We start from the raw sequence: 12,008 nt of genomic DNA on the forward strand, positions 1-12,008 counted from the left end.
GGATACTTTAGAATCACATGATAAAGGTATTCTTAAACTGGGTACAAAAAACTAAGCCCTCCTAAAAAAGGACATCCAATTATTTGTTCCCACTATCAAATTGACAGTTTATTTAAGAATACCTTGCCGCATATTTATTAACTCCTTTTAAATAGATACTTAAATAATAGCACGTAAGAGCATATTTGTAAAGGAATCTCCAATTTTTTATCAAAGAGAGTACGTGATTACAAAATAGCTGTAATAATGTACCAATATTTGTTATTCTATAATCTTCCAATTACTCCCGTTCTTTTCAAGTACCAAATCAAATTGAGATACCTGCGTTGCTTTGGTCTGCTGGTCGATATACTCCACTGTCAGCGATACCGTGACTTGATTATCCTTACGATTGTGAATAGGATTTACCAGTTCTTGAAAGATGTACTCTTTTCCGATTGGTTTTAATATCCCGTCATTCACATAGTAGGAAAGTTCACTGGCTGTCGCTGTAGGATAGAGCTTGAAGAACGTCGTTAAAAACTCATTGATTTCATTGGTTGTAATGGAATCAACCGTCCCCTCACTTTCAATGGCTTTTGGTTTATAACTTGATTTCTTAGGTATGTTGGTAATGGTCGGATTCTTAACCAGTACCATATTTCCAGAACCATCTACATAGACACTCACTATATAAGCAGAGTGGACGGTCTTTGTATTTTCTCCCTCTGTAATGAGCTGGTCTACACTGTAGGTTACATTAAACTCATTGTCGCCAGTTGGCTCTACCGTCCATATCTGAAATCCTCTTACAGAAGACGATACAGGAATATCTTTGCGTACTGTATCAACATTGAGAGCTTGAAGTTCATCTGTCAGATAGCCTTTTAGACTTTCCATTCGATTATCAATGGACTTATCGGATTGCTCCCATGAATAGTAGACTTTCGCAAAGTTCTCTACAAAATTTTCTACATGATGAGTATCAACGTATTCCTTTTCTATGATAGTTGTTTCGTGAATAGTATGAGTATCTATAGCTGTAAAGTGCTTGAATATCGCAAAGCTGAAACTAAGCCCTAAAAGTACCCACAAGGCAATCACAACCTTTTTATGAGGATTGACCTTATAGACACGAGGTTTCTTTTCCTTTGGTATCTGTTTTTCTTTATTCTGATTTTTTCTAAATTTCATCATTAAATCTTCCTTTCTCATTGTTTGATTCGTCCTGCTCCCACTAAATGCTGTTGCCAGTAGGGGCTTGTTAAGTCGGCATAACCGATTGGGTCGCCTGCATGAAACATACGGTTATTGCCAAGGTATATCCCAACATGAGTAATATAAGAGCCAGCGTTATAGGTAGAATGAAAGAAAACCAAATCGCCAGCTTGTGCTTCCGATAGTGGGATATGCTGGGTCACATCATATTGCTGTTGTGCGGTTCGTGGTAAGTTAATTCCAGCTTTTCCATACGTCCATTGTGTCAGTCCGCTACAATCAAAAGAAGTAGTCGGGGAAGCTCCACCGTAAACGTATCGCCAGCCCTCATATTTCAGTGCTTCGTCCATGATGGCTTGTACCGTATCATCATCAAACTCTGTTGTGACAAGATACTGCGTTACCAGTTGCACATAAAACATATTGCCATAGTTGTATCGCCAGCCCCCATTGATAGGTATGGCTATGGGATTGGGGTAAGACACTTTTTCGCCACCTGAATACTCTTTTGAGAAACTTTGAGCCAGTTCAAAGGTATATTTATTTCCACGATTAGCCACATACCCTAAGAAACCACCACCATAATTGTAGGACTGGATAACCGATTCTAAATCTACACTGAGCCTTTCGCTACTGGCTAATAATTCACTGAAATACTTCACACCTTGCTTAATGGATTCTTCTGTACTCAATGAATTAGGTGGAAGACCGAGGGATTCCGAGGACTGCATAACATCTTCCGCAGTACCGCCCGATTCCACCTGTATAATCGCAAGAAGTATGTTGACATATTCTTCAACGCCATATTCTTTGGCATATTTTTCTACCATAGGCTTATGAGCCAGCACTTCTGCGGAAACATTCACACCTCCATAATGAATATTGGAAATTCCGCTGTCCTGTTCATCTGAAAATAAAATGGCAACAAACAGAAGCAGTGAGAAGACCATCAAGAATAATCCAGAACCACCAATCACTAAAGTTTTCAACTTCATGGTTTCTTACCGACTTTCTTAATGGTGGCGGTTTTGATTGGTGGTCTACTTCTTGTATTTTGTAGTGGTACTCTTTGAACAGTAGACGGACGTTCTTTTGTGATTGGACGTTGTGAAGTTCTATCTGCTGTAGTGGTTGAAGTTGCTGGCTTTTGAACGGTTTTTTCTTGAACGGTATTGCCTTGGCGTTCCACTTTTGGACTTGAAAAATCGGACTTAACTGCTGGACGCTCTTGTTTGGCTTGTTGAGATTCCTTATATGAAGTCTGAATATTAGACTGTTTTGAGGTCTGTTCATCATGATATTGTTCTTGTCTTGTAGTCGGTCTTTCATGAACAGAAGAAGCAGGCTGTTTTTTCTGTTTGACCTGTTCCATTTCAGAGCGACGCTTCGCAATGGTTTTTCGCCTTTGTTCCTGCTGTTCCTTGCGTCCACTGGCTCTGTCCGCTTTGGTTTGAGAAATACTACTGGTTAAATCACGGACATTCTCTTTTACTTTGGATTTTCCTTGATATACTGCATATCTTGCATTGGTCGGCAAATCTTTAACCTGTTCTTTCAAACCACTAGCAGTGTCTACCATTCTGTCTTTGGTATCAGCTACTGTACCGATGGTTTGACCGATACGTTTTCCAAGTGTTGATTTTTCCTTTCCGTCTGGTCGGGAGTGATCTGCTTGTGTCCTTGCAGAACTCCCCGAACCCGACTGTCCTTTTTTACCTGTAACAATGGCAGACCCAGCCCCTAGAGTAGTCATGGAACGTCCAAGTTTCCGCTGTAGACGGTGCATGTGAGCGTGCATAAGCATACGAGGTTTTCTCATCACACGACTTCCCACACTTTGAGAATCGTTACTCTGTAGAGAAAACATACTCATTAAATCGCCCAGCTTGAAGTAGATTCCTGCAAAGGTCACAATCTGTAGAAAAGCAATCAAAAAGAACGGATAACCAGCCGATAAGGTATAGAGCATGGTTGAAATACTAAATGCTGTCGTAATAATCAATGTGATTCCAGCTCGTGTCAAAATGGTATTAAAGAGCTTTGTTATGGCTCGTTTTGACATACCATCAAATGATGGAATCATGCTTAAAATAAAGCTCACAGGCAGAAACATAGCATAGATGATAAAAAGTACCTGCGAGAAAATCATGATTCCTGTTAATAGGAATACAAATATGGAAATCCCAATATTGAAGACAAATAGGAAGAAGACTGTACCTAAACGGTTAATGGTCTTTGTAATGGTTAGATTGGTATTGCTTCTGTCTTCAATTTCTTCCGCAACAATTTTTTCTCTGTCTTCGCCATTGTTGGAATCTGGGCTGGTGGAGAGCAGGCTTTCCACACGGTCAATACCGATACTTTCAATGTCTGAACTGTTGTATTGAAGCAGTAGCCACGGTTGCTGAACCTGTATGGAAAACAGGCTATCTCTGATTAAGTCCACGCTGTCCTTGCCTTGACTATCGGAATGGGGCATGACAATCTTCGTGCCAAGTGATAAACTGGCATTACTGATGTCTGATGAAAAGTCATTGATTTTTTTAATGTAGTCGGGAGCGTAGGCAATAAAGGAAGCCGATAGGATAAACACCAGCACAAAATTCATAATGGCATGAATTGCCTTTGTGGTTTCTCTCTTTATCAGTCCCGTATAGGCAACATAAACCCCAAGAACCAAAATCAAGAGTAAGAGGAATCCAACATAGAAACCCTCTGTTGAAAATCCGTTTGCACTCACACCAGCTAAGGTCTGCATATTCTTACCAATGGAATCTGCTGTAGCGGAAATGAAGTCTAAGGAATAGGCTTCCTGTACTAAGTAACCTGTCGCATTGGAAACATACAAACTGATTGTCCAAATAAAATTGGTAATGGCATATAGTCCATACATGACCTGTTTTCCAATCCCGTCCGACCAGTTCCACGGAAGCCAGCCCCAGCTATTATCCACATAAAAATCCAGTTGATAGTTTTCAAGTGGGTATCGGCTGTATTCATTTGCCACATTGACCGTATCATCTACCAAGCCCGCAGCTTGAACCACCGTTCCCAGCATGGCTAAAAGAAAAATGGCAATCACAAGTGTGAAAGCCACTGTCATTGCCACTTTACCTAGACGTTTCAGCGTCCAGTTTGATTTTATTCTGTTTACTATTGATGGTTTCACATTTACACCTCTTTTCGCACAGGTGGTCTGGTATCAAAGGCATGGAGCAGTTCTTCAAATACAGGGTGGAACTGTATCACACCGACACGACCATATAAATCACTGATAAGGCATTGCCCGTTTTCCAAATCACGCAATCGCTTCTGATTGTTTTCGTCCTCTGGGTCTACACCAAAAAAGGCTAAGGTCTTTTTAATCTCGTTAAGGTCAGTGGAACGAAATGCAAATTTTAAGCCGAGGTTATTTTTCAGTTTTTCATCTAAGAGGTCGTCTGTATTTTGGGTCACGAAATATACCCCAGCGTTCATAGCACGACCAGCCCGAACCAGCTTCATAGATAGTGTTTTTCCTTGTGCTACCTGTAAAAAGCTCCATGCTTCGTCTAAATCTACAATCTTGAAAATGCTTCGGTCTGTATGGATAAAGTCTAAAGCAAAGGTACTAATGACAATCAGCATAGCAACGGATAAAAGCTCCATAGTGGTATATTCCTCAAAGGAAGTTTCCTTGTCGGGAAGTACCAAGTCCGCAACCTGTATAATGTTCAGTTGTTTTTCTAAGCTGATAGACTGCTCCACATAACCATTACTGAATAATAAATGTGCAAAGTCATAGTCTGTAAAACTTTCGATATGGTCGGCTATACTGGTACTTAGTGGCGTATTCTCAACCCGTAATTCCTCAATCACTTTCATCAACCCTCGTACTTCACTATTGGTTACTGCACGAATGGCTTTTCTAAGGATTGGGAAGCGTTCCCCATCACGAGAGGAAATCCCCGTAAGGAATGTCAGAATATCAATAGCCAGTGATTCAGAATCTTTGGGATTTTTCATAATCACATAAGGGTCAAGTAAGCCTTTGTTTTTCTCATCAGAAGTCAGAGTGACGATATTGATTTCATGGGAAATCTCTGGCAAGGTTTCTTTCCATCTGCCACGTTCTGCTTTTGGGTCTACAATCACTGCTTGTGCCCCATAAAGCACCGCATAATAGACGATAAGGTTATTCGCAAAGGATTTACCACCACCCAGCGAACCAACAAAAGCCGACGCTAACGCATTGGTTACTGAACCCTTAACCCCTTGACTGGCAAGAGCAGGTTTCAGATAGACATTGCGTCCAGTATCTAAGCTGTAGCCAACATAAATCCCCTCATTTTCCCCCAGCATTTGAGTAGCACCAAAACCTAAACCAGCGAGGAAATCAGAGGTCACGTATTGAATATAATCATTCATATAACGCTTGCTGGCAGGTAAAAATTCTTCATGTAAGCCGAGCATATCCCCAAATGGTCGTACCAGTTTTACGCTTAAATCGTCATAAAAATCTTTCACTTCATTACAACGACGTTTGAGTTCGTCAAGATCATTTGCTGATACCCTTACCACATAAGACAGCTTGTACATAGATTCCTTGCTTTGGTCTAAATTGGTTTCCAGCTCATTCACACTTTCCAGAGCTTCCGCCACATTGGAGCTGGTTTCATTATCACTTTGCCAAGCGTGGTTATCCAAGTCTTTCAGTTCTTTCTTTTTATTGCGGACAGTAGATAGGGCTTTACGATTCGCTACAATTTCCACATTCATTGACGTATCAATCGGGAATGTAAATTGCTGTTGCTGGTAGTAGAAGATTTCAGAGGACGGGAAGTCCAGTTCTCCGACAATGCTGTTAATGGTAAAGTAAGCTACATAGACGGTTTCATCTTCCTGCTGGATTTTCAAATATCGCTGTTTTTCTTCCACCAAACAGCGAGTAGGCTTAATCAAGTCATAGTATTTAATCAGCGTTTCATTATCCAGCTTTTTCTTTGATAGATGGTACTCATACTCTTCATAGGCAGTGCCTGTCTGTCCGTAAAGGTGTTCAATCAGATAGCCGAAGTCGTCCTTATCTAACCTGCGGATTTTGAAACGACGAGAGATTTTATTTTCTAAGAGCTTTTCCATCTTCTGAAAACGCAGGATTTCATCATTACTCATACTAACAAAATCGCCCATCAGCTTATGGTTCACATCATAGACAAAATCAGACAAAGCATTTTTTGCTTCAACGGTAAGACTTTTCATAGAAAACTCCTGATCGTTGAGAAGCAACTTAAAGCCGATAAAGAAACGGTAGTTCACTTGATTTTCGCCAATCATGGATATTAAAGCGTCTGTCTGTTGGTCGATTTTGTCATAGGCAACCGCTTTGAGCTTGCCAGTGACTTCATTTTTGGAACGCTCTTGTGCAGAACGTATGCTGGATTCTGTACTGATTTGTAAAGCATGAATTTTGCCATCACGATTTTGTGCGATAAGCTGTCTGAAAGAATCATGCACTTGTATTTTCTGTTCTGGACTTAGAAATGAGTAATTGTAAGGAACAAGCTCATAGTAAGCATAACATTCCCCGTCTTTATTCCAGACGAGATTGTTTTCAATGTATTTAATTGGATATGCCATAAAATTCACTCCTAACTGCTGTAATGGCTTCTTGTGGCTGGTTTCTGCCAAGCGTTACTTTTTTTCCTGCATAGGTCAGCTTTGGTCGCAGTGCATAAGCAATGACAGACTTCAAAAATCCATAAGGCTTTTTACCATCAAAAGTTTTTGTAGACATAAACCATGTGAAAGCCACAGGAATCCCAAAGTATTTGAGAAATGCTCCCTCTATCATGGAAAGAGGGGGCAAGTTGCCAAGTATCATCACTGCAAAGAGTGACACGACAAACCATGTCATTTGCGTAAAGGTTATGGGAAACGGAAGTCTAAAATCATTGATAGAATACAGTACCTTTTCCACAGACCAGATACTGGTATAGCTTCGTATTTTCTTCATGTAATCAATCCTTTCATAAAAAATAGGGGTAGCTGATTGAGCCACCCCGTAAAATAGAAAATCTGCCAGTAGTAATGTACCGACAGATTTAATAGACGATTTCAAAAATCCCATGATTGGTTGAGATAAACGTTCCTGAAAGGTCTAAATCCCGACCATAGGCTTGATAATCAATATAGTTTTGAAGACTAGCTGGTACTTCGCCTAAAGCACCCGTTTCTTCAATGTAGTAGCGTGCCACGTCATACATATCATCACAATCGGAATGAATGATAATATCCTCTTGATGTTCGCTTAGTTCTTCAATGCTTGAAAAATGAGTGAGCAGAGCAGATAGCTCCGATTGTAATTCTTCGGGTAATTCCGATACCATTTCCCATAGTCGATTGAGTTCGCCAATGGAAGTGTATTCGTCAACCGTAAAGGGTAACTCGTAGTCATGAATGGCGTATTCCTCATATTCATCATTCAAGCCGATTTTCTCTTTGACTTCCTCAAAGTCAATGGGAAAGGTAAACCACGCACCGACCAATTCGCCCTCATTGTATTTGCCTAAATTCGCAATATAGACTTGCATATCGTCCATATATTCACGTCCTTTCTTTGTAGAGATTCAAAAATCCCTACCGCACTTCGTTTGGTGTACCATTCCTTTGCGGAACATAAGAAAACCACTTATATTCCACAAAAGAACGGTTTTATTTAAGCACCAATAATGCGATTGAATAGCTCTAGTAAAATGTCTTTTACTCCAGCAGCGTTGAAGACTAAGCCAACCGCAATAATCGCAATAATTAAAAAGCCAATCAGTTTGCTAAACTCACGCTTGAAGCCAAGATACAAGCCAATCACAACGATTGCTAAAAGCACCAGTGATTGAGCGTTTGATAGAAACCAGTTATAAAGGTTTTGTCCAAAATTCATAAAAATGTTCTCCTCTCTATATTCAATGAATTTGTATTTGAGTTATTTTTTTGTTGTTATCACGTCCTGTTCTTTTACTGACTGTTGCTTCAAAATCTGCTTGTGTCGGTCTGTCAGTTTCGCATGGTCGAGAATGTCTTTTACAACCTGCGTCTGGTTGATTTCATCAAGTTTAATCGCAACCTTTAAGGTCGGGGCAACTTGATGAGATAGCCAGTTCAGCGTCCTTTGGAAGGAGTAAGGCTCTGGTTTTGTGGTTAGTTTTAATCGTTCACGATTGTTCCCAATAAACCAAGCCCATTCTTCATTCAGTTTCCAATCAGAACGAGGTTTGGAATCGTCTTTATCTACAAAACGGATATACCGATTGATAATTTTAAAGGCGGTATGCTCTGGATTGTCATAGACGAGTAAATCACGGACTGCATAATAGGCACGCTCATTTTTCAATCGAATCTCAAAACGGTTTTTTACTTCTGCGTCTTCAATGGGAATATCATTTTTCTTGTACTGCTCGTAGTCCTTTTCATAGATACAGAAATAAACTTCACTTTGTAATGAACCGATATAGAGGGTGTTTCCCATACATTCCTTTTCCTCTTTGCGTACCAGTTCGCCACTGCGATAGCTTTTAAAACTGCGGAAGACGGAGATACATTCTTCCTGTTGGCACTTTTCAGTGAGTACAGGGATATTCAAAATCCCTGTCTTATCGTTAATGGCAAGGTCAAGGCGTTTCATCACACCGCCAGCCACCAAAACGTCCATAAAGAACTCATACCAGCTTCTTTGTTGTGCCAGAAGATAGCTTTCAAATTGTCTGCACCCACGACCTTTCAATTCCACCAGAACTCCTTTGTCCAGTTCATGGGAGCAAAGGACGAATATGTCGCCTAAAGCATAATGCTCTGAATAAGAATAGAAACCATAGTCCTCATGAAGAAAATAGGACAGTTTCAGTTGTAAGATGTTTTCGACCACCTGCTGTACGTCTGTTGTCGGAAAGCGAATCCTTACATAATCAAACAGCATTTCAAGGGGAGCGTCGGGATTGAAGCGTTCCAGAGCTTCCCAAAGGGACTGCTGTAAATCCTCTGATGGCTTGACTTTTCCTGTTTCAATATCGCTTAGATACTGCCTTGTAATACCAGTCGCAACAGCTAAACGGTTTTGAGATAGTCCATAAGCCAAGCGTTTTTCTTTTAAATGCTGTAACCAAGTTTGTTCATTCAGTAAAAATCCCTCCAATCAAAAAGGCGTATGTCAACTTTTAAAGCCCATTTGACATACGCTGAAATTTTGTAAATCCCTTGTAACCAAAGGATTTTCTAATGTTTTTTTGACTGTTTCCTGTCGATTTGTACCCCCCTGTTAGATACGGGGGGTTAAGTGCTGGCGTGGCTATTGCCACACCAGCCAGCAAGATCAGTCCACACCTGCGACTTCCGCTTCGCACGTCGCCTGCGTGGACTGTCTGCTGTTGGATAACTTTTTAATTTCCTCCAAGAAATCATATCCTTTTGGTACAAGGGGAGTATAAAACTCTGATATGACACTTGTTCCTACATCAACATAGCCACGACCTTTGATTCGCTTTAAGAAGAAATCCTTTTGTACGTCACTGCCAAACATCATGCCATAGCCCATTTCAGACATACGACCTAAAGCCACTCTGAAATTAAACTGATCACGGATTCCGTCGCCTAAATATTTTGCGTCTGGACGTTGACAAGCCAGTATTAGAAAGAAGCCAGCTTGACGACCTAACATGACAATCTGTTTCAGCTTATTCATAACTGCGGTGTTTTCTTTTGTTCCCAGCATTTCCATGAAAGCGACGTATTCATCAAAGATTAAGAAGTGTGCCGGGAGACCTAAGTAAGCATAATTTTTGCCAGTCTTATAGTTCTTCATCTGCTTCATTTCCTCACTACGTTTCATCATTTCTTCATAGAATGTTTCAATGCAAGAAAGCAAGTCTTCTTTTCTATAGTAGACATTTGCCATCACAGAACCTAAGTCCGCAAGGTCAGCATTTTTCGGGTCAAGAATATACAGTTTTGAATCTGTATGAAGCAAGGCTTCAATCAGTGTCAGTATAAAGTAAGTTTTACCGCCACCTGTACCACCAGCAATCAACATATGAGGGAGCTTATCATATTCCCACCATACGTTTTTCATTAAGCGAAGTTTACCATCTTTAGCTTCTACTTCATCAATAGAAATACGACTGGCTATGGTGTCATAGAGCAAAGTATATTCCACATAGGAATCCTTTAACTCTTTATCCGTCAGCTCACAGTACAAGCCACTCTCTAATTTCTTTTCCAAGTGTAAGAGTTGGTCTTGATATTTTCCCAGCGTGATTTCCACCCGTATCTGTATCAAGCCATTTTTAAGTCGATAATACATTTTAGGGAAGTAGGTTATCTTTTCCTTTGTACGACCAGCACTATCTTTAAAGAAACCCTCTGTTTTGACCTGTTCAGATTCATACCACTTGTTTTCAAGTATCATCTTTGCCAGTTTTTGACGGTGGTAAAGTTGTTTAACCGTATCATAGCGAACCCGTTTGAATACAAACGCTACCAGCAAGCAGATAAGAATTGCGACACTGAAACTGATAATTAAATAGGGAATGTCAATCTTATCTGCTTGTGATAGGTTAAAATCCTGCCAGTTGATCTGCTGGATTGTCTTCACATGAAACAGTCCGACAACCAGCAGGAAAACAGGCAGGAGTGACGCTATCGTAAAATGAAAGACTAAATCTTTACCAGATGGGCGAATCCTTTTACCACGCTGTTTCATGCGAAAAAGTCTCCTTTCTACCTAGCGACTATTTGTCTTGTGTCGGTTCTTTCTTTGCTTGTGGTTGAGCTTTGAATGAACTAGAATCCTTTGTCAGCACAATATCGTCTGCCTTGATATACCAGTCAACATCTGCTCCTTGATAGGTGGCAGTAGCAACGGTGTCCGCAATGGGATTGATAAGTTCCACCCGTGCGTTATAATCAAACTCTTTCAAAGGCACGCTGGCAGGAATACTTACTTGAATCATGCGTCCTTGTCCTTTGGATTTTAAGTCATAGGTACGTTCCTTGATTTCATCTGAAACCGACCCGTCTTCATTTTGGATTCTCACTTCACGACGTAGAGCAGAGAATTTCAATTCTCCAAAAGTCGTGTCTTTATCTAATACAATGCCATTTGCTAATCTCATCATTTTTCCTCTCTTTCTTTATTCTTTTATCATGTCGTCAGCATGTAAAAGGTAATTTGTAAAACCACGAGTGCCGATTTTGTAGCCCTCTGCGGTAATACGTGGATTGACTAACTTCACACGTTCCTCAAAGCCGAAATGTTTTTCGCCAGCTTCAGCAGGAAGCACCACCACAATATCATCTGCTCTTTGAACATCAGAATAGAGATTATAGCTTCTTGATAAGACAGTTAGCCGTCCGTTGATTCTTCGCTGAACGACTTTATCCTCGCCAGCAAATTCTAAATTGCCGAATGTTTTTTCCATGTTGGGAATCACAAATTTAAGTTCCATATTTTTACCTATCCTTTCTTTTTTATTGGCTGAATGAATGTTTGATGGTCTTAAAGAGTGGGGAACGACCTTTTGATTCTTGATTTTTTGTTTTCATAAGTTCACTTCCTTTCAAAATCGGGTAAAAAAATAGACACCTCATTTTTTGAAGTGTCTACCTATTAAATATTCAAATTTTATTGGAAGTATCTTTATATCTTCACTTTTCAAGGATAAATCGTCGTATCAAAGCTCATTCATAAGTAGTAAATTAGTAGTAAATTGAGTGGTTTTGACCTTGATAAAGTGTGATAAGTCCAGTTTTTATGCGGATAACTAGATTTTTATGCTATTTTT

General features: G+C 40.1%; 12 protein-coding genes. All 12 read right to left on the minus strand.

What is annotated here, in order from left to right; genetic code table 11:
• Positions 1 to 261: 261 nt before the first annotated feature.
• Entirely contained in the window at positions 262 to 1,194 is a 933-nt protein-coding gene (locus PCY71_RS14665; protein WP_001224318.1) for a conjugal transfer protein, read from the minus strand.
• A complete protein-coding gene (locus PCY71_RS14670) occupies positions 1,191 to 2,192 on the minus strand; it encodes a lysozyme family protein (protein ID WP_000769868.1) in 1,002 nt (333 codons plus the stop codon). The genes PCY71_RS14665 and PCY71_RS14670 overlap by 4 nt, the downstream gene beginning before the upstream one ends.
• The gene (locus PCY71_RS14675; protein ID WP_000804748.1) at positions 2,189 to 4,366 is read right to left on the minus strand and encodes a CD3337/EF1877 family mobilome membrane protein; all 2,178 of its coding nucleotides are present in this window, start codon (positions 4,364 to 4,366) and stop codon (positions 2,189 to 2,191) included. The genes PCY71_RS14670 and PCY71_RS14675 overlap by 4 nt, the downstream gene beginning before the upstream one ends.
• 2 nt (positions 4,367 to 4,368) lie before the next feature.
• The gene (locus PCY71_RS14680; RefSeq protein ID WP_000331160.1) at positions 4,369 to 6,816 is read right to left on the minus strand and encodes an ATP-binding protein; all 2,448 of its coding nucleotides are present in this window, start codon (positions 6,814 to 6,816) and stop codon (positions 4,369 to 4,371) included.
• Positions 6,800 to 7,192, minus strand: coding sequence for a conjugal transfer protein (locus PCY71_RS14685; RefSeq protein ID WP_000723888.1), 393 nt, complete (start codon positions 7,190 to 7,192; stop codon positions 6,800 to 6,802). Before PCY71_RS14685 ends, PCY71_RS14680 begins: the two co-directional genes overlap by 17 nt.
• Before the next feature lie 88 nt (positions 7,193 to 7,280).
• Positions 7,281 to 7,778, minus strand: a complete 498-nt coding sequence (locus PCY71_RS14690; protein WP_000342539.1) for an antirestriction protein ArdA — start codon at positions 7,776 to 7,778, stop codon at positions 7,281 to 7,283.
• A 116-nt stretch (positions 7,779 to 7,894) separates the two neighbouring features.
• Positions 7,895 to 8,116, minus strand: coding sequence for a hypothetical protein (locus PCY71_RS14695; RefSeq protein ID WP_001009056.1), 222 nt, complete (start codon positions 8,114 to 8,116; stop codon positions 7,895 to 7,897).
• A gap of 42 nt (positions 8,117 to 8,158) precedes the next feature.
• Complete coding sequence (gene mobT, locus PCY71_RS14700) at positions 8,159 to 9,364, minus strand: MobT family relaxase (RefSeq protein ID WP_000398284.1); 1,206 nt, start codon at positions 9,362 to 9,364, stop codon at positions 8,159 to 8,161.
• Positions 9,365 to 9,386: 22 nt separating this feature from the next.
• Positions 9,387 to 9,539, minus strand: coding sequence for a hypothetical protein (locus PCY71_RS14705; RefSeq protein ID WP_000879507.1), 153 nt, complete (start codon positions 9,537 to 9,539; stop codon positions 9,387 to 9,389).
• Positions 9,540 to 9,541: 2 nt separating this feature from the next.
• Positions 9,542 to 10,927 (minus strand): FtsK/SpoIIIE domain-containing protein, encoded by a 1,386-nt coding sequence (locus PCY71_RS14710; protein ID WP_000813488.1) that lies wholly within the window; start codon positions 10,925 to 10,927, stop codon positions 9,542 to 9,544.
• 28 nt (positions 10,928 to 10,955) lie between these two features.
• Positions 10,956 to 11,342 carry a YdcP family protein gene (locus PCY71_RS14715; RefSeq protein WP_000985015.1) on the minus strand — a complete coding sequence of 129 codons (387 nt, stop codon included), beginning with the start codon at positions 11,340 to 11,342 and terminating at the stop codon, positions 10,956 to 10,958.
• A gap of 15 nt (positions 11,343 to 11,357) precedes the next feature.
• Complete coding sequence (locus tag PCY71_RS14720) at positions 11,358 to 11,672, minus strand: YdcP family protein (protein WP_000420682.1); 315 nt, start codon at positions 11,670 to 11,672, stop codon at positions 11,358 to 11,360.
• Positions 11,673 to 12,008 lie beyond the last annotated feature (336 nt).

The organism is Streptococcus sp. SN3 (genome assembly GCF_030439905.1).